Raw genomic sequence first — 26,307 nt, 5'->3', positions numbered from 1 at the left:
CAGGTACGGGCACGGCACCTGTCCGCACCTGTCCGTGAAGGGTCTCGGACAGGTGTTCTGAGTGTGAATCAACCATCCTGTCCGTCTCCGTCCCCGGGGCCCTCGGACAGGCTCAAATAAGGGGACCTGTCCGAGCCGGGTCGCGGACAGGTCTTACGCCTGCCGATCGCGTCGGTCAGCTCCTGATTCGTGGCCGTCTCGCCGGCCGCTTTGAGCGCCGCGCGAACCCGGTCGCGGCCGTGGTCGAGGGGAACGTCGAGCGCGTCCATCTGGGCCACCAGGTGAACGATGCGGGCCTCTCGGGCGTCCGCTCCCGGGCTGCTGCTGCGTTCGTGCCGCAGCGGTTCGAACCGACGCAGGATGGTCAGGTCGCGGTCGTCGTCTGGGATCAGCTGCCGACTCGCTTCGCAGTGCAGCCGCAGCGTGTTGTGACTGGACGCTGACAGCCGCCAGATCGCGTCGACGTCGCCAGCCTTCGCCGAGCCGCCACGCTGGCCATTGCCGGGCTTCTTGCCGGCGTGGTCGATCCGCACGCAGGCGATGCCGTGCCGCTTCAGCAGCAGGCCGGTGAACCGGTACAGCATCAGCCAGGTGTCGTTGGCGTTCTCCTCACCTGACACCGTCCGGGAGACCGTGTCGATCACGACCAGGCCGACATCGTTCTCCAGGGCCAGCGCGAGCAGTTCCTCGCCCCCGGCCTTGGTGTCTAGCGGCGGGAGATCCGGGAAGCTGTACAGCAACAGTGCGCCCAACTGTTGGGCGGCGTAGCCCATCGCCTTGAGCCGCTGCACGACATCGCCGCGCGGGTCGTTCTCCAGGTCGATGTACATCACCCGACAGCGCGACGTCGGCCGGCTCAGCGCGACCCCACCGGTTGCCACCGCGGCGGCGATCTCCAGCATCAACAGGGACTTGCCGACCTTGGCCTCCGAGTAGAGCGCGGTGAGCCGTCCGCGGGAGATCAGCGGCTCACACAGCCACTCCACGGCCGCCCCTTCGGTGTCCCAGATCGCCGCCCAGTCCACCGGCACCGCCCGCGGCTTCCGGTGGCCGGATCCCTCGGCCGGCGTTCCATCCGCCTGAGCGACGAAAGCCGCTTCGGGCGGCACGTCGTTGGGCGGCTCGACCGTAAGGGGATGCGCCAGGCGCAGACCCTCGGCCCGAGCTGCAGCAACCTCGGCAGTGAGATCCTCGGCACCCTCGCGCGGCGTCAAACCCACCGGATAGCGGCCCTCCCCCTCACCGGTGTGCATTCAGCTCGTCCCACCAAGCACGGGCCGTCTGCGGGTCACCCTCGAAGACGAGCTGAGCCAGATGGCTCCCGTAGCGGCACAGGTAGTCCAGCGCGATCGCTGGCGGCAGTTGACCGGGAGCGATCAGGATCCTGGCTATAGCGCCAGCAGGTGCATCAGCAACACCCTGCACAGCACGAGACGTCGCCTCGTCGGAGAGACGACGGACGTCGACGAACACACGGCACGCCGCCCGCAGCCGACGCCGTGGGGGAAGCTGCGTCGAGTGGGCGTTGCCAACAGGCACCCCGACGTCCGAACCCGTACAATCGTGGTCAGCGCCGCCAAACGCTTTGGCCGCCTCGATCGCCAGGTCGGGGCGGCTTTGCTGTTCAGACACGTCGATCACCCGGCCCAGATGACAAGTACCTCCACGAACCAGCGCCGCTCATGCGCTGATCCGAGCGGGCGGGATCGGGCTCATGGCGCAGTCGAGTTCGGTCCTGTCGACTCGGATGGCGCGCGTTCCGAGACGGTAGGCGCGAAGCCTGCCGTCGATGATCATGCGGCGGATGGTCTTGTCGGTGCAGCTGAGATAGGCGGCTGCATCCGCGATGGTTACGTAGCGGGCAATGGGCTCCGACACGATGAAAGCACCTCCAAGGGCGTGGTGATCCACGCACCCGCTGAGGTGCCTATGTGCTCAATATAGCCCTGAGTGCCCTCATTGTGTCCCGACACCCCGCGTGCTGAACCTCGCTCCACTTGTTGATCAGGATCTGAAGCTCTTCCAAGGTGAGTTCGGGTTCATCGCCAGCCTCCAGCCACTGCCAGATCAGTCGCATGTGCTCTTCGGTCGCAACAACAACGCGGGCGCATCTGGGGCAGTCGAAACGGCAGCGAGCGTGAGCAACGGCGTGCAATCGTAGGATCACGTCAGTCTCGCCATCGCCGTGCTCGCCGTCGTCTCGCGTGTACTGGATGAGCTCCCCGGCGTTGTTGAGCATCTGAGTCGGCCCGGGGCTCCACGGGATAGGCGTTCGCGGGTGGCGGTCGCCGATCTTCCCATCGCACACGATCCGAAGCGTCATCTCGAGCCTCCCTCGGCCATCCTCGACAAGGCTGCGGCGATCGCCTTGTCGCGGTCGGCTGCAGCGTGCTGATATCGCATCGCGGCCGCAGGTGTGGAGTGCCCTAGCCGACCCATCAGCTCGGCGAGCGTGGCGCCGGTTTGGGCGGCCAGGACGGCTCCGGTGTGCCGAAGGTCGTGGAAGTGGAGCGTGGGCCGTCCAGCGAGCGCTCGGGCACGGTAGAACCCGTGCCCGCCTCGCCACTCCACGTTCTGGCCGGTCTTGATCTTGACCGGGTTCCGGCCGTACAGGGTGGATGGTGCCAGGTGTTCGTCTCGGGCAGGTTCTCCCGGCTCAGGTGCCCGTGCCCCAGACGCCGACGGGAACAGCAACGCGTCACGGCCGGGTTCGACGTGGTCCTTGAGGTGTGCCTTCACGATGGGCATCAGGTGCGGCGGGATCGCGACGTTCCGGGAGCCGGCGTCGCTCTTCGGGTCGCCGACGATCACCTTGCCGTCTGCCCGGACGACGCCGCGGCGTACCTTCACCAACCGGTTCCGCACGTCGACGTCGCGCCGGCGGAGTTCGGCGAGTTCCCCGAACCGGAGTGCGCACCAGGCGGCCAGCAGCACCATCAGCCGGCGGTTCTCCGGCATCTCGGTGACCAGCCGTTCGAGTTCGGCGAGAGTGAGCGGCTCAACCTTGTGGGCGCGGTTTGTGCTGCTGCCGCCCCGGACGCGGCACGGATTCACCAGGATGAGGTTCTTGTCTACGGCTGTGCCGAGGATGGTTCGGAGCAGCCCGTAGGCGTGGCTGCGGAGGGTCGGGCGGTCGGGCCCAAGGCCCGCGTACCAGTCGTCGATCTCGTCGCTGGTGATACTCGCGACGGGAAGAGCGCCGAAGGTGGGAAGGATGAGGTTGTCGAGCAGCTGCTGGTAGTGGTCACGGGTGCGCGGCTTGAGCGGGCGGCCTCTCACCGTCCGGCCGGCCAGCCAGGTTGCGCTGAACTCCTTGAGCGTGACGACTGCCCGCTTCTTGCGCTGGCCGCGCTGCTCGGGCGGCGTCCACTCGTCCAGGTCGATGAGCTTGCGCTCACCAGTGAGCCAGCCGCGGGCGGCGTCCTCACCGGAGAACGTCATGGGCGCCTTGTACAGACGTCCATCGGGTCCCGTGTAGGCGGCTTGCCAGCGCTTGGACGGTAGTTGCCGGAGGCGGCCGAAGCTGCGCCGATCGGAGCCCTTCGCGGGTCCGCGTCGGGGCTCCAATGAGGGCTCCGTATGCAACATACGTGCAACATAGCAGGGTATTCACGGGTTCTCGTGTCCACTTGTGTCCAACATGCCGACGCGATACTGTTCCCTTCAACACCTAGCCAGAACCAGGTTTCACTAGCAGTGGAACAGTTCCGCAAGACAGGACGCAGAACTGGTTCGAACCCAGTATCGCCCACCCGCCATGAAACTCTCCTGACTAGGCAAATCAGGCCAGTCAGCGTGACGCCTTCCAAGTTCGGGCCCTACCTACTGGTGGTAGTCGGCAGCATCCTTGCCACCGATCGCTCGGTCTATCGGCGTCGACCGTGTGGGTTGAACAACTCCCACTGTCCCTCTGAGACCACCTCAACGACGCCGTCGGTCACCGAGACCGCCGACTGGTCGTCGAGGGCATAGGCGGGGCCCGGGATCGTGGCCGCCCAGCGATGTGCGCTCTCGGTGGTATTGGCCGACCAGCCCGGATAGTTCAGGTGCGGAAAGATGGAGAAATCCACCAGGCCAAGCGTCTCGTCGCTGCCATCCGGCTGCCAATCGGTGAATTGGCGCCCGATCCGCGGGGTCAGAGCCATGCTGCCTGCGCTAACTCCCACCCACACCAGGTTCGGCAACGTGGTGAGCAGATCGGCCAGCCCTGTTTCGCGCAGCCAATGGGTCAGGTAGATCGCCTCGCCGCCGTCGACCAGCAGCACGTCCGCAGCGCGAACCCAGGGTTGCCAGCGCTCTGCGCCGATACTGGGCAGCGCAGTGAGTTCGAGGACACCCACCGAGCGCCAGCCCAGCCCACACAGTCCGGACTGGCCCGGCCACGCGTCCGCGGTCGAGCGCCACACCGTCTCCGGCGAACATGCCGGCTGTCCCCACTGCGCGGTCGGCACGAACAGGGCGTCCGACTCGACGATGGGCTTGCCCAGCAGCGCTACCAGGCGGTCGCGAATGGTGGGATTCGTGACACCGCCTGAGGTGAGCAGCATCTTCATTGGTGTCCCCTTCCTCAGGTGCTCCACGGCTCGCCGCAGGAGCAGCAGGCGCCCAGCCCGGCCACGTCGCGGAACCCGGTGAGCTTCGGCAAGTCTCGCCGCCTCACAAGCATGCTCCGTCTGAGCCGCAGACCATCGTTCGGCGGCGAGCTCGTCGGCGTTGATCGGTTGATCGTTGATCAAAGGCAGGCCGGTCGCCGGGGTGAGGGCGTCTCGGACATAGCTGACTTCCCAGCACCATTCGGCCCGGCGAGAAGAGGGAGCAGCGGCATCAGTACACGGCAGCTGCCCACTCGAGATGATCAACGTGCTCCGCGCAGCCACCGCGTTCCAGGTGCTGAGATTCTTGGACTGTGCTCAGCAGATCCAAGGTCAAAGCACCTCCGAACCGCTTGATTTCCCATCAAATGGGACGCTCATCTCACATGTCGAGCGACCGATTTGCTTCTGGTACAAGCTCCGAGAGAGGTTGGTAGCACGAAAACGCCGGCAATGGAGCCGCAGGACATGTGACGCAAGAGAGGCACATCATGACCGCTCCAGCCTTGGTGATGGTGGGAATGGGCAGCACCGATGCCCGAGTCGCCCAAGTCGCGCACTCCTTGAGGCAAGGCCTCCAGAGCATGCGCCCGGGCCTCTCCGTGCATTGCGCCTTTCTCGACCATTGCTCCCCCTCGACCGCACAGGTCGTGTCGCAGCTCATCAAGCAGGGCATCACCGAGGTGGTGCTGGTTCCGCTGCAGCTGACCCATGCCATTGATCCCGACGAACGGGTGATCGGCCAGTCGGTCAAGCTGCGCAACCTCTACCCCGACCTGCGGGTGAGCGTGTCGCGTCCGATCGGTCCCGAGGTGACACTGCTCACCGTGCTCGATCAACGCCTGCGCGCCTCGCTGTCGGCGCAGCGGGTTCTCGAACTGGACGGCCTGGTGCTGTCCTCGGCGCGCAGCGGCGACGTCCGCGGCAACGCCCTACTGGCTCGGCGGGCCCGGCAGTGGTCGACCCATCACCGGCTGCCCTGCCTGACCGCTGTCGCGGACGGCTCCGGCCCGTCGGTCGCACAGGCCATCCAGGGCCTGCGGGCCCAGGGTCGCCGGCACATCGCGGTCGGCTCGTTCTTCCTGACCGCCACCGAGTTGTTCCACGCTCAGACCGATCTGGCCGAGCGGTGCGGCGCGGTTTCGGTGAGCGAGCCGCTGGGTGCCGCACCCGAGGTGATGGACCTCATCCTGGCCCGCTACGCCTTCGCGGCGATGGATCTGCTCGACTTCGGCTTCGAGACGCTGGAGGAAGAGGTACCGGCTCGGCACCTCACCATCGCCTGAGCCTGAGCTCCACCCCGTCACACTCTCACTGAATCCGTTGGTCGAGCTTGTCGAGACCTCGGCGTCCCGACGCTGCTAAGAGGGGTTTCGACAAGCTCAACCAGCGGTGGTTTCGACAGGCTCGATCAGCGGTAGTGGATCAGGACTTCGCAACCCGGGCCTTCTCGGCGGCGACGTCGAAGGTGGCTTCCGGCCAGGTCAGGTTCAGCCCGATCAGGTGTTCCCGGACCAACTGGGCGACCGCCCAGTTGCGGTACCACTTGCGGTCCGACGGAATCACGTACCAGGGTGCGTGGTCGGTGTTGCAGCGCTCCAGTGCGTCGGCGTACGCCTCCTGGTAGGCCGGCCATTTCGCCCGCGCGTCGACGTCCTTCGGGCTGTACTTCCAGTACTTCGCCGGGCTGGCCAGCCGCGCTGCGAGCCGGCTCTTCTGCTCGGCGAACGACACATGCAGGAAGCATTTGATGATCGTCGTGCCGGCCTCGGTCACTTCCTTCTCGAAGGCGTTGATCTCGTCGTAGCGTCCGTTCCATTCGCTGACCGGCACCAACTGGTCGACCCGGACGACCAGCACGTCCTCGTACTGGGAACGGTCGAAGATGCCGATCATGCCGGGGTTGGGCAGCGCGTTCCTGATCCGCCACAGGTAGTGGTGCTGGAGTTCCTCCTTGGTGGGCGCCTTGAACGACTTCAGCTGAATGCCCTGCGGATCGACCAGACCCATGGCATGACGAATCACGCCACCCTTGCCGGAGGTGTCCATGCCCTGCAGCAGCACCAGCAGGCTCGGCGCACCAGGAACGTCGGAGCGGCCGTTGGCGTACAACTGCTCCTGCAGGTCGGAGAGTTCGGGCGCCAGAGCAGCGGTGAGCGCCGGGGCGTCAGTCTTGCCCGATCCCGGGTAGCCGGGGGATGCCGCGGTGTCGAGGCGATTCAGATCCACCGGGCCCTTCGGCAGCCGCAGCAGCTTGCTGAGCGGCTTCGTGGGTCGTCCCGGGTGGAGGTCGCTGGTCTTCTTCGACTTCGACTTCTTCTTGCCTGCCATTCCCGTAGTGTGGCCTACCGCCGACGGCCGCACTAGGGATATTGCACACCGGGAAAGTCAGTCGGCGTCGTCCGGCCGGGTGGCCAGGATGTCGGCCAGGTCGTATTTGACCGGCTCCTCCAACTGTTCGTAGGTGCATGAGCGCGGATCACGATCGGGACGCCAGCGGTTGAACTGCGCTGTGTGCCGGAAGCGGACGCCCTCCATGTGCTCGTAGCGCACCTCGACCACCAGTTCGGGCCGCAGCGGCACGAAGGACAGATCCTTGCCGTCGTTCCATCGGCTGTATTCGGAGTTCCGCGGGGTGCGGGCGCCCTCCTCTTGCCGGGCCCACGCCCATGGGTGGTTGTCGAACGTGGTGACCAGCGGCTGCAACTCGGCGAACAGTTCCTTGCGCCTGGCCAGCGGGAACGCACCGATCACACCGACGGACGCCAACTCGCCGGCCTCGTTGTACAGGCCGAGCAGCAGCGAGCCGATCACGTCGTCCCCACTCTTGTGCAGCCGATAGCCGGCCACCACGCAGTCGGCGGTGCGCTGGTGCTTGATCTTGAACATGGTGCGCTTGTCCGGCTGGTAGGTCCCGTCCAGCGGTTTGGCGACCACGCCGTCCAGGCCTGCGCCCTCGAACTGGGCGAACCATTGCTCGGCGAGTTCGGGGTCGCGGGTGATCGGGGTGAGATGGATCGGCGGCTGCGCGTCGGCCAGCGCCCGCTCCAGGGCGGCCCGGCGCTCCTCGAAAGGGCGTTCGGTGTAGTCGACGTCGTCCAGAGCCAGCAGGTCGAAGGCGACGAAACTGGCCGGCGTCTGCTCGGAGAGCAGCTTCACCCGGCTGGCCGCGGGGTGGATGCGTTGCTGCAGCACCTCGAACTCCAGCCGGTCGCCGACCACCACGATCAGTTCGCCGTCCAGCACGCACCGCTCGGGCAGGTTCGCCTTGATCGCCTCGACCACCTCGGGGAAGTATCGGGTCATCGGCCGCTCGTTGCGGGAACCGATCTCTACCTCGTCGCCGTCACGGAAGATGATCGAGCGGAAGCCGTCCCACTTGGGTTCGTAGGACAGCGCCCCGGCCGGAATCTGAGGCACCGCCTTGGCGAGCATCGGCTTCACCGGGGGCATCACGGGCAGCTGCATGGGAGACATTGTGCCGCCCCGCTACTTCTCGATCCGGTTGCCCTGCTCGTCCCAGTGCGCCGCCACCTTCTTGGACGGCTGCACCCGCGGCGGCTCACCGGGCATCTTCGGATAGTCAGGTGGGAAGTTCAGCTCGCCGCCGGGCAGGGTCTCCCACAGGTCGAGCAGCGGTTCCAGCGGGAACGCCTCGTCGTCCATGTCGGCCCACGGATCTCCGTGCGACAGGTAGTCGGGCACGGTGATCAGGTTGAACTCACGGGGGTCCTTGACCTCGGCCAGCTGCTCCCAGGTCATCGGAGTGCTGACCGGGGCGCCGGGCCGGGCGCGTAGACTCCAGGCACCGGCGATGGTGCGGTCGCGGTTGTTCTGGTTGAAGTCGATGAAGATCCGCTCGCCGCGCTCTTCCTTCCACCACGCGGTGGTCACCCCGTCGTCGCGGCGTTCGAGTTCGCGTCCGAAGCCGATGGCGGCGTGCCGGACGTCCTCGAAGCGGTGCTCGGGGCGGATCCGCAGGTAGATGTGGATGCCGCGGTTGCCGGACGTCTTCGGGTAGCCGCGCAGCCCGAGTTCCTCCAACAGTTCCCGGGCCACATCGGCGACCCGCTGGGCATCGCGGAAGTCGGTGCCGGGCTGCGGATCCAGGTCGAGCCGCAACTCGTCGGGGTGGTCGACGTCCGGACGCCGCACCGGCCAGGGGTGGAAGGTGAGGGTGCCCATCTGTGCCGCCCAGACGAATGCCGCCGGTTCGGACGGGCACAGCTCGTCGGCGGGACGTCCGCTGGGGAAGGTGATCCGGACCGACTCGACGTAGTCGGGCGCACCTCTCGGCATCCGCTTCTGGTAGAAGCCGTCGGCCTCCCGGTCCTGCGTGCTGGTGGCCAGCCGCATGCCCTCGCGCCAGCCGTCCGGCCAGCGCTCCATCGCGGTCGGCCGCTGCCCCATCGTCCGCATCAGCGCGTCGCCCACGCTCGCGTAGTACTCGCAGACCTGCAGTTTGGTGATCGCCGGCGTCCGCTCGGTCGGCTCGTAAACGACCCGGTCCGGGCTGGTGACGCGGACCTGGCGTCCGGCCGCTTCGACGACGACGGGGTTGGTAGCCATCGGCCCAGGCTAGTGGCACCGAATCGATCAAGATTGGGCACCGTTAGCGGTGCCCAATCTTGATCGATTCTGACGAGTGCGCTCGCGACTACCCTGGAGCCGCCATCTTTGACACCGAGGAGCGCTCCATGGAACTCGATCCCAGGCAATTCCGGACGCCGGAACAGTGGCGCGAGATGCTCACCCCGGCGGAGTACCACGTGCTGCGCGAGGCCGGCACCGAACGCCCGTTCACCGGGGAGTACACCGACACCACCACGCCGGGCACCTACCGCTGCCGGGCCTGCGGCGCGAAGCTGTTCACCAGCGACACCAAATTCGAATCGCACTGCGGCTGGCCGTCGTTCTTCGCACCCGAACTGGACAGCGTCCGCTACATCGAGGATCGCTCGCTGTGGCAGGTCCGCACTGAGGTGCGCTGCGCCACCTGTGATTCCCACCTGGGCCACGTGTTCACCGGCGAGGGCTATGACACGCCGACCGACAAGCGCTACTGCATCAACTCGATCTGCCTGACCTTGGAGCCCGAACAGCAGGCGTGATCGTGGCCGCTGCCCGGCGAGTCCCTCGGGCGGCGGGCGTCGCCACGGCTAGATTCACCTCCGTGGGAGGAGCGCGCAAGACCATGGTGGGCGGTACCGGGTTGTTCGATGACGCGGTGGCTGCACTGCAATCCATGCACTGGCGGCCCGAGTTGGTCATCGAAGAGATTCCGGCGCCGCAGCGGATCGCACCGCACGCGGTCGCGGTGGCGGCCGAGGTTGTGGTCGGTGGTGAAGACCTGGGCAACGGACGGCTAGTGCTGCTGCACGACCCGGCCGGCAACGCCTCGTGGGACGGCGACTTCCGGTGCGTCACCTACGCCCGGGCCGAGGTGGACGCCGAAATGGTGGTCGACCCGCTGCTCACCGAGGTCGGCTGGTCGTGGCTGACCGATGCCTTGGAACGTTACGACGCCGCCTACACCGCCCCGAGCGGCACCGTCACCGCCGTGTCGTCGCGCGCCTTCGGTGCCATGTCGGCCGACCCGCCGCGCGCCGAGATCGAGATTCGGGCGTCCTGGACGCCGCTGGTCACCTCGGCCGACGACGTCACCCGGCACCTGATGAGCTGGTCCGAGCTGCTGTGCACGACCGCCGGCCTACCACCGCTGCCCGAGGGCGTGGTGGTGATGTCGGCACGGCGTCGGCGGTGACCGACCAACCCGACCAACTCGTCGTCCTGGAGGCCCCGGCGGACGGCGTGCCCGAGGTCGTCCAGACACCGGCCGGGCTTGCCGAGATCACGGCCGCGCTGGCTGCTGGTACCGGCCCGGTCGCCATCGACACCGAACGTGCCCAGGGTTTCCGCTACTCGGCGCGTGCCTACCTGATCCAGTTGCGTCGCGCCGGTGCCGGCACCGTGTTGCTCGACCCGATCCCGTTCACCGGTCGTGACCACCCCGCCGACTTCTCCGAACTTGCGGCGACACTGGCCGACGCCGAATGGGTGCTGCACGCCGCCAGCCAGGATCTGCCCTGCCTGGCCGAGGTGCGGCTACTCCCCCGCCGCCTCTACGACACCGAACTGGCCGCCCGGCTGCTGGGCATGCCGCGGGTCGCGCTGGGCACCCTGGTCGAGGAGGCCTTCGGGATCACCCTGCGCAAAGAGCACTCGGCCGCGGACTGGTCACGGCGTCCGCTCCCCGACGAATGGCTGACCTACGCCGCGCTCGATGTGGAGCTGCTGGTCGACCTGCGGGATTGGCTGGACGAGCGACTTCAGGCCGCCGGCAAGGCCGAATGGGCGGCGCAGGAGTTCGCCTATCTGGTCGAGAGGGCCGACGTGCCGGCCCCTGAGCGGGTCGATCCGTGGCGGCGGACCTCCGGTCTGCATGCCGTCCGGACGCCGCGGGCACTGGCCGTCGTCCGCGAGCTGTGGCAGGTGCGGGACCAGTTGGCGTCCTCGATGGATCGGGCGCCCGGCAAGATCCTGCCCGACCGGGCGATCAGCGCGCTGGCGGCCCGGGCCAACCCCGCCGAGGTGAAACGCCTGGGTCCCGCCGACCTGGCGGCCGTTCCCGAGTTCGCCTGGCGGTTCCCCTCCCGCTACCGGGCCCGCTGGCTGGCCGCGCTCGACCGGGTGGCCGCGCTGACCCGCGACCAGTTGCCCAACAAGCAGCAGAGCGCCGAGGGTCCACCGCCCACCCGCACCTGGGATATGCGCAATCCTGAGGCGGCTGCCCGCTGGGACGCCGTCCGGCCCGCCGTGCTCGAACGGGCGTCCGAGCTGGAGCTGCCGGTGGAGAACCTGATCAGTCCGGACGCCCTGCGCCGGCTGCTCTGGACGCCGCCCGCCGAGGTGAACCTCGAGACGATCGACGCCGCCCTGGCCGCCGAATCAGTCCGGGCCTGGCAGCGTGAGCTGCTGGTGCCGCTGATCGTGGAGCGGTTGACGGCCGACTGACTCGCCGGTCGCACGCCGGCCGTCGGCGCTCCGGAATCATGAAGCTCGACCAGTGGTGGGGCGCGATGAGTCGGCCGAGCCAGACCGCGGCTTGTTTATAGTGAGCGGGTGTCAGATCCAGGCCACCTGCCGAGTGGTGCATTCGGTAGTCAGCCGCCGCAATGGCAGCCGCCTGCTCCGATGCCACCCCACCCTCAGTCGTCGCCACCGGGATCGACGCCGCCCTGGGCCGGGATGCAGGCCGGTCCCCCGCCACAGTTCGCCCCACCGACGCCGCAGCGCCGTCGACGACCCTGGATCGCCTCGGTATTCGTGTTCGTGGTGGTGTTCGGCGTGATCACCGCCGCCGCCGTGACCGGACGGCCGGTGACCGCGACCGAGGCGTCGGCCGCGATGCGGTTCTTCCCCGCGTCCGGGACCCGCGTGGTTCTGGAGAACTCCGACGGCACCGACACGGTCGCCGAGTACTACAGCACCTTCGGTGCCCAGATCGCCCAGAGCGCACCGGCCGCCTTCAGCTACGGGATCAAGGACGTCGAAGAAGTGAGCACGTCGAGCTGGGCGCGGATCGTCGAGGTCACCGCGGACGCCTCCGGACGGGTCAGCCGCCGACGCAGCCGGATGTTGTCCATCCAACCCACCGGCCTGGAGCTGCGAGCGGACGCCGGCACAGGCGACTTCCAGGCGTTCGATCCGGGACTGCCGGTGCTGCCCGCCGTCGTCCAGGACGGCCAGGAATGGACGGCCGCCGGCACCGCCACGCTGGGCAGCGGACGCAAGGCCTCGGGCCGCCAGCCGTACGCGGCAACGTTCAAGGCCACCGCGCAGGACGCCGGCTGTCTCTCGATCAGCATGGAGCTAACCATCGGCCGGGAGACCGCCACCCGCGAGGTGAACGCCTGGTGTCCCGGACGAGGGGTGATCGCGACCGTGGCAGGCACCATGACCTCCGGCCTGGTCACCCGGGCACCCCGCTGGCAGGCGGCCGGCAGGATCACCGCCGACACCCCACCGGCACTTACCGACAGCTGGAGCTTCACCCGGCGCGATCTCAACGTCGCACCGGTCGCGTTGTATGCCACGGTCCGCCCGGTGGTGCTGCCCGGATCGGTCGTCGTCTACGTCAACACGCCCGGCGGCGACCTGGTCGCCCGAGGCTGGGCGGACGGCGAGACCGACCCACGGTGGAGCGCCCACCCGGGCGGCCAGATCACCTCGGCGATAGCCATCGGCAGGATCGTCGTCGCGGCCACCACCGAGCGCACCGTGGTCGCCTACGGCGCTGAGGGCGAGTTCCTCTGGCAGGCCAAGGTCGACGACGTCAGCGCCGTCCCGATCGCCCGGTTCGGCACGCTGGCCGTGCTGGCCGGCCTGGACGGCACGGTCACCGCCTTCGACGCCGCCACCGGCCGGGTCGCCTGGACCGCGCAGCTGCCGACGGAGATCCGGCAGCCGATGGTCGTCGGCGCGACACTCACCGTGCTCGACCAGACCGGCAACCTCCTCAACCTCGACACGACGGGGGCCGTCCAGTCCGAGTTCGAGACCGAAGCACCGGAGGCATTCGGCGTCGCCGACGGGATCGCCGTGGTGGCCAGCCGGGCCGACAGCTACGTCCGCGGCTACCGGCTCAGCGACGGCGAGCGGCTGTGGCGGGTGCAACTGACCGGCACCCGGCGTTCGGTCACCGGTTCCGGTTCGCTCGCCATCGTCGCCCGCCAGGACGAGCTGGTCAGCCTGAGGGCTGCCGACGGCGTCCAGCAGTGGGCTCGTCCGATCACCCCGGTCCGGGTCCTCGTCCAGGGGGATCGGCTGGTGGTCGCAGACCGGACCGCGCTGCGGCTGCTGGACACGTCCGGAAGAGAGGTGGCCAGCTACCAGACCCAGGAATCCGACCTGTCCTTCGGCGCCGGCGCCTTCCTGGTCCCGGATTCGGGCGACTTCTTCTGCTTCATCGGCACAGTCGCGTACCGCCGGGAGGCGTCATGAGGACGGTCGCAGCAGCCGGCGCCGTCGTCCGTGACATCGTCTGGCTGACCATCGTCCAACCGGTGCGCGAGGGACGCCCGCGCCGCGACGGCTGGCCGGTCGGCCTGGTCGCGATCGTCACGGCGATCCTCATCCTGTACGGGTTACTCACCCTCGCGGTGGTGTTCGCCGGCCCGCTGCGCAACGCCGGCGCCCTTGTGGTGACCTCGAGTCAGACCATTCCGGACGTCGGCGCCTGGCTGTGCATCGCGGGCGTCGTGTTGTCGCTGGCGACGCTGCAGACGGCGGCGCTGCACCTGCCCTGGTGGGTGAAGTTGTTCACGCTGCTCACCGTGACGGTCGCCCTGTTCTACTTCGCGACCGCCGGGGCGTCCGACCCGATCCTGCTGGTGGCCAGCCTGCTCGGCCTGCTGGCGCTGGTGGTGCTGACCCTGGTGCGTTGGCAGGCAGCGTTCGCCTGGTGGGAGTTCGTGGCGGTCACGGTCGCCATCGGCGGCGCCGTGTTCTTTCCGATGGTCGGCAGCAGCACCTCCCGGGCGCTCAACGCGGACTGGCGCGGCATCGTCGCCGAGGGCGGCCTGATGACGGTGAGCACCCTGGCCATGCCCGCATTGCTGGTGGCTGGTGCCGCACTGGCCCAGATCGCCGTCGCCGCGTCGTTCTCCGGCGTGGCCGCCGCGACCCGCGAGTTCTCCCGGCGTCCGCTGCAACTGGCCGGGATGCTGCTGGTGCTCTGGGCCGCCTTCGAACTGAGCCGCAGCTTCCAGGACCCGGAGAATGAGGCGGCGGGCTGGCTGGCTTCGCTGCTGGCGCTGGCGGGCATCGCCGGCGCCCAACTGGCTGTCATGGTGGTGGCCCGCCGTCCGCCGGCCTGGGCTGACCTGGACGAGGACTCGACGCCGGTGAACTACCTTGTCGCGGTCGGAACTGCCGCGCTGGTGCTGCTCCAGCCGGTGCCGTTGATCCTGCGGGAGGTTGCCCGGAACCTCGGCCCGCAGTGGCTGTTCGCCTCGACCGATGCCTATCTGAACGCGTCGGCGACCGACCTCGCGCAGGCGATCTCCCGTGTCACGATCGGGGTGGTCGGACTCCTGATCGCACTGCCGCTGGCCCGGCGTGGTCGGCCCTGGGCGGCCATGTTCATGGCGGCGATGACGGTGCTGGCGCTGTTCCAGCTGTTCCGCAACCTTGGCCTCGGCGGATGGGCGAGCAACACGGTGCCGCAGATGTCGAGCCTGCTGCTGGTCGCCATGCTGGTCGTGGCCGCGGTGCTGCTGATCGCCCGGCGGCTGACCATGCTGCGGGTCGCGGCACTGGCGTCCGGGGTGCTGCTCTGCCTGGTCTACCCACATCGCGCCATCCTGGACGACCCGATCAGCGCCCTGCTCGGCTTCAGCGGCATCGCCGCGGTGCTGTTCGGTCTGGTGTGGCGACTGCTCACCGAGGGCGACATCACCCGGGAAGGGACGCGGCGCTGGCCGGTGCCCGCGCGGGTGCTGCTCTACTGCGCCAGCGCCCTGATCGGCGTCACCTCGGCCGCCTTCATGACCTTGACCCGCAGCAGCGGTGGATTCTTCGACGCCGCGATCTTCGCCGACGGCGGCGACTTCCTATTGGGCACTCCCCTGTTCCTCACCGCGGCCGTCGGCTGCCTGGCGATCGCCCTCGCGCCCCCTCGGCACTGACAGACACCGCTGGTCGAGCTTGTCGAGACCCTGCCGAGGACCTCGACCCATGCCGCGCCGGACGCAGAATCAGCCGTGGTGCCCTGTCTCGATCTTGCCGATCGACGGCTCGGCCTCGCCGGACAGCACCGCCTCGGTGGCGAACCGGGCGATCTGCTGGGCGGTCACACCCAGGTCGGCCAGGATGCCCGGACGGCTGCCCTGCTCGATGAACCGCTGCGGAATCCCGAACTCTTGGACGTGGGCCCGGACGCCGGCCAGCCGGCATTCCTGCGCCAGCCGCGAGCCGAGCCCGCCGGCCAGGCCGCCGTCCTCGATGGTCACCACCAACTCGTGCGCACCGGCCAACCGGATCAGGTCGGCGCTGACCGGCAACGCCCACACCGGATCGACCACCCGGACGCCGATGCCCTGCTGCGCCAGCCGGGTGCCGACCTCGACGGCGATGCCGGCGAACTGTCCCCAGCCGACGACCAGGACGCGCGGGTCGCCGTCCTCGAAGAGCACGTCGGTCTCACCGTCGGTGCGCAGCGTCGGCAACGGTGCGGGCAGTGGATCCTTGGAGAACCGCAGCACGCTGGGCCCGTCGTCGATGTCGACCGCGAGTTCCAGCGCTTCCTGCAGCCGCTGCTCGTCGCGGGGCGCCGCGAGTCGTAGCCCGGGCACCATGCCGAGCAGGCCGAGATCCCACATGCCGTGGTGGCTGGGGCCGTCCGCGCCGGTGATGCCGGCCCGGTCGAGTACGAAGGTGACGCCCTCGCCGTGCAGGGCGACGTCCATCAGCACCTGGTCGAAGGCCCGGTTGAGGAAGGTCGAATACAGCGCCACCACCGGGTGCAGTCCGGCCCGGGCCAGGCCGGCCGCGGACGCCACCGCATGCTGTTCGGCGATGCCGACGTCGAAGGTGCGGTGCGGGAAGTGTCGCGCGAATCGGGTCAGTCCGGTCGGGTGCAGCATGGCCGCGGTGATCGCGACCACCGAGTCGTCGGTGGCGCCGATCCGGGCCAGGTGCTCGCCGAAGGCGTCCGTCCAGGTCCGGGCGGGGACGCTGCCCAGCGGCACGCCGGTGACCTGGTCGATCGGCCCGACCGCGTGGAAACGGTCCTCCTCGTTCGCCTCGGCGGCGGCGAATCCGCGTCCCTTCTCGGTCAGGCAGTGCACGATCACCGGGCCGCCGGTGAATCGGCGGGCCTGCTCGAGCGCACGTTCCAGGGCTTCGCGGTCGTGGCCGTCGATCGGCCCCAGGTATTTGATGCCCAGGTCGGAGTACATGCCCTGTGGCGCCAGCACATCCTTCACGCCCGCCTTGACGCCATGCATCAGGCCATAGGTGGGTTCGCCCACGACCGGCGTCCGGCTCACCCAGCGCTTGATCGCGGCCAGGCTGCGCTCGTAGCGCCGGTCGGTGCGGATCGCGGAGAGTTGCTGGCCCAGGCCACGCAGCCGGGTGGCCAGGCCGCCGATCGTCGGGGTGTAGGAGCGGCCGTTGTCGTTGACCACGATGACGAGCCGCAGCTCGGGCTGCACGGCGATGTTGTTGAGCGCCTCCCAGGTCATCCCGCCGGTCAGCGATCCGTCACCGACCACTGCGACCACCGTCCGGTCGTCCTCTTCACGCAATGCGAAGCCCTTGGCCAGGCCTTCGGCCCAGGACAGCGATGACGAGGCGTGCGAACTCTCCACCCAGTCGTGTTCGGACTCGGCACGGCTCGGATAGCCGGACAGCCCGCCCGGCTGGCGCAGGGTGTCGAAGCGATCCTGGCGTCCGGTGAGGATCTTGTGCACATAGCTCTGATGGCCGGTGTCGAAGATGATCGGGTCGCGCGGCGAGTCGAACACCCGATGGATGGCCATGGTCAGCTCGACCGCACCCAGGTTGGGCCCCAGGTGGCCACCGGTGCGCGCCACATGCTCGATCAGGAAGGCTCGGATCTCCTCGGCCAGCCGGTCCAGTTCCGCGGGTTTGAGATCTCGCAGGTCGGCGGGTTGGGTGATCCGATCGAGCAACGGCATGGCGAGCAGTCTACGTCGGTGGCATCGGGCAGGCTGAGTGCCCCGACCCAGGAGGACCAGATGACAACGCCGTCCGTCGAGATCGTCATCGTGCTCGACTCCATCGACCCGGACGCCCTGGCGCACTTCTGGTGCGAGGCGCTTCGCTACCGCCGGCTGGACGGCGTGGAACAGTACGCGGTGCTGGTGCCCGCTGAGGGCGCCGGGCCGATGATGCTGATCCAGGGCGTGTCCGAGCCGAAGCAGGGCAAGAACCGGATGCATCTCGACCTGCATGTGCCCGACCTGGCCGGCGAGGTGGAGCGGCTGGTCGCCCTCGGCGCGCAGCGGGTCGGGGACGGCGCCATCGGCGAATCGATCCGCTGGGTGCGGATGCTCGACCCGGAGGGAAACGAGTTCGACCTGGGCAGCGTCTGAGCTCGGCGCTGCTGTTGACCCAGCGGCGGGGGTGGCGGGCAGCTACATGGTGGGCACGAACCGTCTGCCGCGCAGCGCCTCCTCGACCATGGTCACTTCGCGTCGCAACCGGGCGAGGAAGGCCTGCTGCTGCGACCACACCTCCACCGCCCCGGCGATCACCTCGGGTGCGACCAGATCGGCCAGACTCATCCGAACGCCGGCCAGCCCCTCCCGGCTCGCCCGCTCCTGCGCCTCGACGAACACCGCCGCGAAGCGCGCCAGCACCACCGGATGCCGGCGCAGCAACCGATAACGCCGATAGTCGGCAGGACAGCAGTCGAGCAGGAACTCGGTGGCCGTCAGTTCCCAGTCCGGAGCCCCCGGCGGCCGGACCCGGTCCGGCCACCCCGGCGGCACATACCCGGTCGATTCCGACCGCTCGACTCGCGGCCACGGGCGCTCGGTGCGCATGGCCCCACCTCCCACATATCGAATATTTGTTCGATTCTAGGAGATCGCTCGACCCCCGTCCAGAGGCCACCATCGCTCGGCCGTCCGAGTTCGCACATCCGGGGACGGTTCTGCTGCGTTCGCATTTCGCATGCCCGGGGACGGTTCTCTCGCATGCGAATTTTCGAACGTCCAAGAACCGTCCCCAACGGTCCGGATTTCGCACGCCAGGGGACGGTTCTCTCGCATGCGAATTTCGACCGCCGAAGAACCGTCCCCATCGGTTCGGATTTCGCACGCCGGAGAACCGTCCCCGGACGTGCGAGCCGATCGGTCCCGGCGGTCCGGCTTGTCAGCCCCGTTGGTCGAGTTTGTCGAGACCCTGGCGAGGTTTCGACAAGCTCAACCAACAAACAGGGCTCAACCGGGGACAGGACTACCCGGCTCCGGTGACCAGCCAGGCATCTCCTCGTTCGCGCACGCGCAGCATGCCTGCGCGAATCAACATGAAGGCCGTGAAGCCGAGCCAGAGGGCGACGGTTGCTGCCACCGGTCCCTGGGCAGCGAGGGCGTCCGCGTTGAGCCGCAGCAGGACGACGACCGGCAGGTAGCCGAGCAGGACGACCGCCATGCCGCCGGCCAGCCAGCGGGCGTCGCCGGCACCGATCAGCACCCCGTCGAGCACGAACACGTAGCCCGAGATCGGCTGTCCGACACCGACGACGATCAGCGCGGCGACCACTGCCGACTGAACCAGTGGATCGGCAGAGAACAACGGCGCCAGCAGCGGGCCGGACAGTGCCACCACCAGTCCCACCACGGCCCCGCCGACGACGCCCCAGCGGATCATCGTCGCCGTCGCGGCCCGGACGCCGTCGACATCCGAGGCGCCCAGCCCCTTGCCGGTGAGCGCCTGGCCGGCGATGGCGAGGGCGTCCAACGCGAAGGACAGCATGGTCCAGACGGTGAAGGCCACCTGGTGGGCGGCCAGCGGCACCTGCCCGAGCGCGGCCGCGACCCAGGTGGTCAGCAGCAGAATGGCGCGCAGCGACAGCGTCCGAATGATCAGCGGGACGCCGTTCGCGGCGGCAGCGAGCACGCCGGCCGGATGCAGTCGAGGCGTCGCGCCGGACGCCCGGAGCCGCACGAACCAGACGGCGACAAGCGCGGACGCCATCGCGTACTGAGCGACGACGGTCCCCCAGGCCGACCCGGCGATGCCCCAGCCCAACCCGTAGACCAGGCCGAGGTTGAGCAGCGCGTTCAGCGTGAACCCGGCGATCGACACGAACAGTGGAGTGCGAGTGTCCTGCACACCACGCAGCGCTCCGATGATCGCCATCACGATCAGCATCGCCGGCAGGCCCAGCGCCGAGATCCGTAGATAGATCGTCGCGTGGTGCAACACCTCGCCGTCGGCACCCAGGGCGGCACACAACGCCTCCGCTCCGAAGCCCACCCCGATCGCGGTCAGGACGCCCAGGATCGCGGCGAGCACCGTGCCGTCGAGTCCCGCCGACACGACTTTGCCGGTGGCGCCCGCACCGAGCGCCCGCGCGACGGTCGCGGTGGTGCCGTAGGCCAGGAACACGAACACCCCGGCGGCCGTAGCCAGCACCGAGCCGGCGACGCCCAGGCCGGCGAGTTGCGGCGCCCCCAGGTGCCCGACGATCGCCGAATCCACCAGCAGGAACAACGGCTCGGCCACCAGCGCGAAGAACGCAGGCACAGCCAGACCAAGGATCTGCCGGGTCAGAGTGGGGCTGCGCACCCGATCAACGTAACGCTGACCTTGGTGCGTTCCCTCCGCCGTCCGCGAGAGCACGGTCCACTCCCGAGCTCCGTCACCCGTTCGAACCGGATTCTGGTGGGTATCGGCGCCGTCCCAGCAGGACCATCAGCACCACCGACACCCCGATCGCGGCAACCGACGAGCCGAGCCAGGACGGCGCGACGAAACCGATCGCGGAGGCGACCTGCGTCCAGAAAGGTGACCATCCGGGAACCGTGCCCGGGTTGATCAGTTGATAGATGACGAAGCCGCCGGCCCACGCGACCACGGGTGCCCAGCGCATCCGGGAGTGCTCACTGACGTCCCAGCGCTGTCGGCTGACCACCAGGAAGTCGGTCGCGGCTACGGCGAACAGCGGCACGAACACCGAGCCGATCAGGAACAGGAAGGACTGGTACTGCCCGAAGTCGAGCAGTCCGGCCAGCAATGTGGCGACGACACCGACCGCGATCGCGACCACCCGCCGGTCGAGGTTCGGCGCGATGTTCTGGATCGACATGGTGGTCGAGTAGACGTTGGCGAACGCCTCGTCCACCTCGTCGATCAGCAGGATGCTGAGCGCGATCGCGCCGGCGGGAAGTGCGAGCAGGGCGCCCAGGACGTCCGTCGCACCCAGGTGGGCGACGGCGAACACGCCGAGCGTGTAGTAGGCGACGGCGGCCAGTCCGTAGCCCAGTGCCGAGCCCCAGAAGGCGGCCCGCTTGGTCCGGGAGTGCCGGCTGTAGTCGGCGGCCAGCGGCGCGAACGACACCACACCGGCCACCGCCAGGTCGACCGCCGGCCAGAACCCCAGCACCGCGTCCTGCGGGATCTCGCCGGCCGGCTGCAGCAGCACCTGGACGAACAACACGACCGAGGCGAGCAGCACCAGCCACACCATGACCTTGCGCAGCAGCCGGACGCTGCCCAGCGGCCGGACGGCCATCGTGGTGGCGACCGCGCCGGCGAGGATCACGAACGGCCAGCGCCAGGCGTCCCCCACGATCGCGGTGGCGGCGGTGGAGATGACGATGATCTCCATGGTTGCCCAGCCGATGTTCTGGCCGATGTTGAGCAGCGTGGGCACCACCGAGGCACGGCGTCCGAGCAGTCCGCGCAGCGACACCATCGCCGGCACACCGGTGGTCGCGCCGAAGACGGCCGAGGTGCCGAGCAGTGCCGCGCCGATGCCGCAGCCGAGCACGATGGCGGCGATCGCCGTCCAGACCGAGCCGGTGGTGGCGGCGATCAGCGCGCCGGTCAGCGGTCCGAACAGGCTGATGCCGAGGTTGGCCCACATCGCGAATTGGTCGAAGAACCGCAGCGGACGCGGTGGGCTGTCGGTGAGCACCACCGGCGCTTCGACGCGTTCGCCGGTGACGAGGCGCTGGCTTGTGGTGGACACGATGGTCGGATCGGACGTCGCCATTGGGCGCAACCTCCCTACGCCGGCATTACCCGGACAGGTTCAGTCGGTCGGCGGACCCGCGATCACCGATCGCACTCCGCCCTCTCAGCCCGCCATCTGGCGCGAGCTCCCGAAGCTTGTTGGTAAGGACACGCTAGCGGCCCCGGGACGGCACCGCATCCGTCCCTGCCGTCTCTGGCCGCTCGCCGCCGGTTGAGCTTGCCGAAACCCCTTACCAGCGCCGAGTCGTCCGAGGTCTCGACAAGCTCGACCAGCGGTGGCTCAAGCATCGAGACCCAGCTCACGCGTCATCCCGGCGGATGCCGGGATCTCAGCCCGTCGGGCAGCGAGCGGGCACAGACCGCTCAGCGCTGGTCGCCGACGGCCAACTGTCGTCTCAGTTCGGAGGTCAGCCCGCTGACGCTGACCTCAGCCCGTGGACGGATGAAGGTATCGGGCGTCACCGCGACACGCTGCAGTTCGATTCGCCGCTCACCGTTCATCGCCACCTGAACGCCGTCCAGTCGATAGCCGCAGTGACGGGAAACGGCCAACGACGCCTTGTTGTCGACGGCGGCGCTCGATTCTGCCCTCAGCGCGCCAAGATGATCGAAAGCCAACACCAAGATCATCTGCCGCATCAGCGTGCCGATACCGCGCCCCTGCGCGTCCAGCCGCAGGTAGGACCCAGAACTCACCACCCGGAGCTTGGCAAAGCTCGTCGCATCGAGGTCTTGGAAACCGATGAGCCGATCGTCTTCGAACACCCCGAACTGGAGCTTCCACTCCTCGGGGCCGATCCGCGCCCGTTGGGACCAGACGAACTGCAGCGACTCCCGCTGCCGGAGCATGGGATCTCGATCCCACCACGCGAAGACGTACGGAGCCTCCTCGTCGGCGAACAACCGTGCCGAAATGAGGTCGGCATATGCAGGTAGATCTGAGTCGCGCAGCAACCGTAACGTGAGTCCGTCCGCCGTCACGGTGAGCCCCAGTGGCGGGTACAGCTCAGCCAGCACGTCTCGCTTCATGCGCAGTGATCCTATGGGCACCCGAGATCGAGACGGGCAGTTCCCGCCGGTCGCCGCAGCTCTTCAAGTCGGAGATCCCGGGGCAAGCCCGGGATGACGAAGAGTCGGGACGCCGTCCAGGCTGAAGGGGTCTCGACAAGCTCGACCAGCGGTGGTTGAGCTTGTCGAAACCACGACGCAGGAGGGCATCGACCCGCGAAGGCAACGGCTCAGACGGCGGCGAAGCCGTACCACCAGACGACGGCGGCGAGACCCATCACCGCCAGGCCGAGCAGGCCGTACCGCTGTTGGGCGGGCAGCTTGTCGTGGCCAAGCGGGGCGCTGGCTACGGCGGCGACCGGGGGTAGCAGGACGAGGGCCGTCCACCACCACCAGTCCCCCACCGCGGCCATCAGCAGCAGCGGTGAGTAGCCGGCGACGTAGGCGACCCAGAACCAGATGCCGAGCCCGCCGATCGCGCAGGCCGGCAGCAGCGCGAGCGCGTAGCCGGCCATGCCGATCAGCACCATCCAGCCCAGACCGCAGCTGGCGTCGTCGGTGGGACACAGCACCGGCAGCAGGGCGTTCCCGATCGCCAGCGCGATGCCCGCACCGACCAGCGCGGCCAATGCGGCGAGCATCGACCAGGCGGCCCGCTCGGCCAACTCGGAGCCGATCCCACGATGGGTGGCCCGCACGCTCACCGGCCGGGTGACCGGTTTGGCCTTCGGCCTGGCCGCGGGCTGATGCTTGGCCTCAGCCGGACGCGGCTTGCCCACCGTCGCCGAGCGTGCGGCGATCTCACGCTCCCTGCGGGCGCGTTCCGCCTTGTCGAGCCGCTTGGCCAAGTCAGGCCTTCAGCAGGCTGCGCAGCACGTACTGCATGATGCCGCCGTTGCGGTAGTAGTCGGCCTCACCCGGGGTGTCGATCCGGACGATGGCGTCGAACTCCTTGTCGTCGGCCTTCACGTGCACGGTCTTCGGCGTGGTGCCCTGGTTGAGTTCCTCGATGCCGGTGAAGGTGAACGTCTCTTCGCCGGTCAGACCGAGCGATTCGGCGTTCTCGCCCTCGGGGAACTGCAGCGGCAGCACGCCCATCCCGATCAGGTTCGACCGGTGGATCCGCTCGTAGCTCTCGGCGATGACCACCTTGACGCCCAGCAGCGCGGTGCCCTTGGCCGCCCAGTCACGCGACGAGCCCGAGCCGTACTCCTTGCCGGAGAGCACCACCAGCGGGATGCCGGCCGCGGCGTAGTTCTGGGCCGCGTCGTAGACGGTGGTCACCGGGGCGTCGTCCGCCGTGAAGTCACGGGTGAAGCCGCCCTCGGTGCCGGGGGCCAGCTGGTTGCGCAGCCGGATGTTGGCGAACGTGCCGCGGATCATCACCTCGTGGTTGCCGCGCCGTGAGCCGTAGGAGTTGAAGTCCCTACGCGCCACACCGTGGTCGGTCAGGTACTTCCCGGCCGGGCTGTCGGCCTTGATCGAGCCGGCCGGCGAGATGTGGTCGGTGGTCACCGAGTCACCCAGCTTGAGCAGCACCCGGGCGTCCGCGACGTCCGAGACCGGGGCCGGTTCGGCCGGCATGTTCTCGAAGTACGGCGGCTTGCGCACGTAGGTCGAGTCGGCGTCCCACTCGAAGACCTCACCGGTCGGGGTGGGCAGCGAACGCCAGGTGTCGTCGCCGGCGAACACGTCGGCGTAGCGGCTAGAGAACATGTCCGCCGAGATCGAGCTGCTGACCACCTGCTCCACCTCTTCGGTGGAGGGCCAGATCTCTCGCAGATAGACCGGCTTGCCGTCCGAACCCTCGCCGAGCGGCTCGTTGAGCAGGTCGATGTCCATCCGTCCGGCGAGCGCGTAGGCGACCACCAACGGCGGGCTGGCCAGGTAGTTCATCTTGACGTCGGGGTTGATCCGGCCTTCGAAGTTGCGGTTGCCGGACAGCACCGAGGTGACCGCGAGATCGTTGTCGTTGACCGCCTGGGACACCTCCGGGATCAGCGGCCCGGAGTTGCCGATGCAGGTGGTGCAGCCGTAGCCGACCAGGTCGAAGTCGAGCTTGGCGAGGTACTCGTCGAGGCCCGAACGGGCGTAGTAGTCGGTGACCACCTTCGAGCCGGGCGCCAGGGACGTCTTCACCCATGGCTTGCGGCTCAGGCCCTTCTCGACGGCCTTCTTGGCCAGCAGGCCGGCGCCGATCATCACGCTGGGGTTGGACGTGTTGGTGCACGAGGTGATCGCCGCGATGGTGACCGCGCCGTGGTCGATGGAGAAGGTGGTGCCGTCGGCCAGCGTCACCGGGGTGACGTGCGAGGGACGATCGTGCACCGCGGACGCCACCGCGCCGTAGTGGTGCGGTTCGGGCGAGCCGTCGCCGCCGGCGTGGCTGGGGGCGTCGGAGGCCGGGAAGGTCTCGGCGACCGCCTCGTCGTAGCCGACCTCGTCGTCACCGACGTAGTCGCGCAGCGCCTCGTTGAAGCCCTCCTTGGCCTCGGCCAGCAGCACCCGGTCCTGGGGACGCTTCGGACCCGCGATCGAGGGGACGATGGTGCCCAGGTCGAGCTCGAGATACTCCGAGTAGCGCGGCTCGGCGTCATCGGTGTGCCACAGCCCCTGAGCCTTGGCGTACGCCTCGACCAGCGCGATCTGCTGCTCGTCGCGTCCGGTCAGCCGCAGGTAGTCGGTGGTCTTGGAGTCGATCGGGAAGATCGCGATGGTGGAGCCGTACTCGGGGCTCATGTTGCCGATGGTGGCCCGGTTGGCCAGCGGCACCTCGGAGACGCCGGGGCCGTAGAACTCGACGAATTTGCCGACCACCTTGTGCTGACGGAGCATCTCGGTGATGGTCAGCACCAGGTCGGTGGCGGTGGTGCCCTCGGGCAGCTTGCCGGACAGCTTGAAGCCGACCACCCGCGGGATCAGCATCGACACGGGCTGGCCGAGCATGGCCGCTTCGGCCTCGATGCCGCCGACGCCCCAGCCGACCACGCCGAGGCCGTTGACCATGGTGGTGTGGCTGTCGGTGCCGACGCAGGTGTCGGGGTAGGCCTGCAGCACGCCGCCCACCTCGCGCGGGAAGATCACCCGGGCCAGGTGCTCGATGTTGACCTGGTGCACGATGCCGGTGCCGGGCGGGACGACCACGAAGTCGTCGAAGGCGCCCTGACCCCAGCGCAGGAACTGGTAGCGCTCACGGTTGCGCTGATACTCGAGTTCGACGTTGCGGGCGAAGGCGTCCGGGGTACCGAACAGGTCGGCGACGACCGAGTGGTCGATCACCATCTCGGCCGGCGACAGCGGGTTCACTTTGTTGGCGTCGCCGCCCAGTTCGGCGATCGCCTCGCGCATGGTGGCCAGGTCGACCACACAAGGGACGCCGGTGAAGTCCTGCATGATCACCCGGGCCGGGGTGAACTGGATCTCACGGTTGGGTTCGTCGGACGGCTCCCACTCCCCCAGCGCGCGGATGTCGTCCGCGGTGATGTTGGCGCCGTCCTCGGTGCGCAGCAGGTTCTCCAGCAGCACCTTCAGGCTGAACGGCAGGGTGTCGGACCCCGGAACCTGGTGCAGGTCGAAGATCTCGTAGTCGGTCCCGCCGACTTCCAAGGTGGTCCTGGCGCCGAAACTGTTCTTGCTCATGCGTACCTCCTTGGATGCCCACGGGATTTATCTCGATGTCGAGATATTACCGCAGCCGTTCGCGTTCCGCCAAGCCTAGTGCTGTTGGCCCTCGCTCACACCGGGTGCAGTACGGCGACCGCCTCAAGGTGCTGGGTCATGCCGAACAGATCGAAGGCCCTGATCGAAGATGCGGCGTAGCCGGCCTCGGCCGCGATGCCGAGGTCGCGGGCCAGTGCGGCCGGGTCGCAGGCGACATAGGCGATCGCTCGCGGTCGCAGACGCGCGATCGCGGTCATCACGGCGCGGCCGGCGCCGGTGCGCGGCGGGTCCAGGACGACCAGGTCGGCGCGTCCGG

23 protein-coding genes, 1 pseudogene and 1 riboswitch are annotated in these 26,307 nt (G+C 68.6%); of the genes and pseudogenes, 7 read left to right on the top strand and 17 right to left on the bottom strand.

Going from position 1 to position 26,307, the window contains the following annotated elements:
• Positions 1-68: 68 nt before the first annotated feature.
• From QM624_RS15520 to QM624_RS15495, 6 genes are all read right to left on the bottom strand, one after another.
• Positions 69-1,253 carry an AAA family ATPase gene (locus tag QM624_RS15520; RefSeq protein WP_415093407.1) on the bottom strand — a complete coding sequence of 395 codons (1,185 nt, stop codon included), beginning with the start codon at positions 1,251-1,253 and terminating at the stop codon, positions 69-71.
• Positions 1,240-1,641, bottom strand: coding sequence for a hypothetical protein (locus tag QM624_RS15515; RefSeq protein ID WP_415093405.1), 402 nt, complete (start codon positions 1,639-1,641; stop codon positions 1,240-1,242). The genes QM624_RS15520 and QM624_RS15515 overlap by 14 nt, the downstream gene beginning before the upstream one ends.
• 39 nt (positions 1,642-1,680) lie before the next feature.
• On the bottom strand, positions 1,681-1,878 hold the full coding sequence (locus QM624_RS15510) for an excisionase family DNA-binding protein (protein WP_415093403.1): 198 nt from the start codon (positions 1,876-1,878) through the stop codon (positions 1,681-1,683).
• A gap of 49 nt (positions 1,879-1,927) precedes the next feature.
• On the bottom strand, positions 1,928-2,323 hold the full coding sequence (locus QM624_RS15505; protein WP_415093401.1) for a hypothetical protein: 396 nt from the start codon (positions 2,321-2,323) through the stop codon (positions 1,928-1,930).
• Positions 2,320-3,441, bottom strand: coding sequence for a tyrosine-type recombinase/integrase (locus tag QM624_RS15500; protein ID WP_415093399.1), 1,122 nt, complete (start codon positions 3,439-3,441; stop codon positions 2,320-2,322). The genes QM624_RS15505 and QM624_RS15500 overlap by 4 nt, the downstream gene beginning before the upstream one ends.
• Positions 3,442-3,866: 425 nt before the next feature.
• Entirely contained in the window at positions 3,867-4,553 is a 687-nt protein-coding gene (locus QM624_RS15495; protein ID WP_415093397.1) for a Type 1 glutamine amidotransferase-like domain-containing protein, read from the bottom strand.
• Between the two features lie 530 nt (positions 4,554-5,083).
• On the opposite strand from QM624_RS15495, the gene QM624_RS15490 reads away from it, so the two are divergent.
• Positions 5,084-5,878, top strand: coding sequence for a sirohydrochlorin chelatase (locus tag QM624_RS15490; protein WP_415093395.1), 795 nt, complete (start codon positions 5,084-5,086; stop codon positions 5,876-5,878).
• Positions 5,879-6,017: 139 nt separating this feature from the next.
• Here the strand turns inward: QM624_RS15490 and QM624_RS15485 are convergent, their stop codons facing one another.
• The 3 genes from QM624_RS15485 to QM624_RS15475 are packed head-to-tail and all read right to left on the bottom strand — an operon-like array spanning position 6,018 to position 9,161.
• On the bottom strand, positions 6,018-6,923 hold the full coding sequence (locus QM624_RS15485; RefSeq protein ID WP_415093393.1) for a PPK2 family polyphosphate kinase: 906 nt from the start codon (positions 6,921-6,923) through the stop codon (positions 6,018-6,020).
• A 57-nt stretch (positions 6,924-6,980) separates the two neighbouring features.
• Positions 6,981-8,060, bottom strand: a complete 1,080-nt coding sequence (locus QM624_RS15480) for an ATP-dependent DNA ligase (RefSeq protein WP_415093391.1) — start codon at positions 8,058-8,060, stop codon at positions 6,981-6,983.
• Positions 8,061-8,081: 21 nt separating this feature from the next.
• Positions 8,082-9,161 (bottom strand): DNA polymerase domain-containing protein, encoded by a 1,080-nt coding sequence (locus QM624_RS15475; RefSeq protein WP_415093389.1) that lies wholly within the window; start codon positions 9,159-9,161, stop codon positions 8,082-8,084.
• Between the two features lie 128 nt (positions 9,162-9,289).
• Between QM624_RS15475 and msrB the strand changes: the two genes are divergently transcribed.
• The 5 genes from msrB to QM624_RS15450 all read left to right on the top strand — a co-directional run bounded on the left by msrB (position 9,290) and on the right by QM624_RS15450 (position 15,280).
• Entirely contained in the window at positions 9,290-9,703 is a 414-nt protein-coding gene (gene msrB, locus QM624_RS15470; RefSeq protein WP_415093387.1) for a peptide-methionine (R)-S-oxide reductase MsrB, read from the top strand.
• Positions 9,704-9,765: 62 nt separating this feature from the next.
• Positions 9,766-10,356, top strand: a complete 591-nt coding sequence (locus tag QM624_RS15465; protein WP_415093385.1) for a DUF3000 domain-containing protein — start codon at positions 9,766-9,768, stop codon at positions 10,354-10,356.
• Complete coding sequence (locus QM624_RS15460; protein WP_415093383.1) at positions 10,353-11,606, top strand: HRDC domain-containing protein; 1,254 nt, start codon at positions 10,353-10,355, stop codon at positions 11,604-11,606. Before QM624_RS15465 ends, QM624_RS15460 begins: the two co-directional genes overlap by 4 nt.
• 180 nt (positions 11,607-11,786) lie before the next feature.
• Positions 11,787-13,595 (top strand): PQQ-binding-like beta-propeller repeat protein, encoded by a 1,809-nt coding sequence (locus QM624_RS15455; RefSeq protein WP_415093381.1) that lies wholly within the window; start codon positions 11,787-11,789, stop codon positions 13,593-13,595.
• Positions 13,592-15,280, top strand: a complete 1,689-nt coding sequence (locus tag QM624_RS15450; RefSeq protein ID WP_415093379.1) for a hypothetical protein — start codon at positions 13,592-13,594, stop codon at positions 15,278-15,280. The genes QM624_RS15455 and QM624_RS15450 overlap by 4 nt, the downstream gene beginning before the upstream one ends.
• A 69-nt stretch (positions 15,281-15,349) precedes the next feature.
• Here the strand turns inward: QM624_RS15450 and dxs are convergent, their stop codons facing one another.
• Positions 15,350-17,293 carry a 1-deoxy-D-xylulose-5-phosphate synthase gene (dxs, locus tag QM624_RS15445; RefSeq protein WP_415093377.1) on the bottom strand — a complete coding sequence of 648 codons (1,944 nt, stop codon included), beginning with the start codon at positions 17,291-17,293 and terminating at the stop codon, positions 15,350-15,352.
• A 60-nt stretch (positions 17,294-17,353) separates the two neighbouring features.
• Here dxs and QM624_RS15440 point away from each other — a divergent pair, with 60 nt between their 5' ends.
• Positions 17,354-17,710: a VOC family protein gene (locus QM624_RS15440; RefSeq protein ID WP_415093375.1), complete on the top strand. Its 357-nt coding sequence runs from the start codon at positions 17,354-17,356 to the stop codon at positions 17,708-17,710.
• Positions 17,711-17,752: 42 nt separating this feature from the next.
• Here the strand turns inward: QM624_RS15440 and QM624_RS15435 are convergent, their stop codons facing one another.
• The 7 genes and pseudogenes from QM624_RS15435 to QM624_RS15405 all read right to left on the bottom strand — a co-directional run.
• Positions 17,753-18,163, bottom strand: a complete 411-nt coding sequence (locus tag QM624_RS15435) for a hypothetical protein (protein ID WP_415093373.1) — start codon at positions 18,161-18,163, stop codon at positions 17,753-17,755.
• Between the two features lie 415 nt (positions 18,164-18,578).
• Entirely contained in the window at positions 18,579-19,913 is a 1,335-nt protein-coding gene (locus QM624_RS15430) for an MATE family efflux transporter (protein WP_415093371.1), read from the bottom strand.
• Between the two features lie 73 nt (positions 19,914-19,986).
• Positions 19,987-21,342, bottom strand: coding sequence for a purine-cytosine permease family protein (locus QM624_RS15425; RefSeq protein ID WP_415093369.1), 1,356 nt, complete (start codon positions 21,340-21,342; stop codon positions 19,987-19,989).
• Positions 21,337-21,465, bottom strand: a riboswitch (TPP riboswitch). (Overlaps the previous gene by 6 nt.)
• A gap of 221 nt (positions 21,466-21,686) precedes the next feature.
• Positions 21,687-22,352, bottom strand: a complete 666-nt coding sequence (locus tag QM624_RS15420; RefSeq protein WP_415093367.1) for a GNAT family N-acetyltransferase — start codon at positions 22,350-22,352, stop codon at positions 21,687-21,689.
• Between the two features lie 209 nt (positions 22,353-22,561).
• Positions 22,562-23,179 (bottom strand): hypothetical protein, encoded by a 618-nt coding sequence (locus QM624_RS15415; RefSeq protein WP_415093365.1) that lies wholly within the window; start codon positions 23,177-23,179, stop codon positions 22,562-22,564.
• 1 nt (position 23,180) lies between these two features.
• Entirely contained in the window at positions 23,181-25,970 is a 2,790-nt protein-coding gene (locus QM624_RS15410) for an aconitate hydratase (RefSeq protein WP_415093363.1), read from the bottom strand.
• Between the two features lie 95 nt (positions 25,971-26,065).
• Positions 26,066-26,307: pseudogene (locus tag QM624_RS15405) on the bottom strand (class I SAM-dependent RNA methyltransferase); the annotation flags it as partial.

This window comes from Micropruina sp. (assembly GCF_047606365.1).
Taxonomy (GTDB): Bacteria; Actinomycetota; Actinomycetes; order Propionibacteriales; family Propionibacteriaceae; genus Micropruina.
The sequence above is the reverse complement of the archived record's forward strand: the minus strand, read 5'-3'. Positions and strand labels throughout refer to the sequence as shown.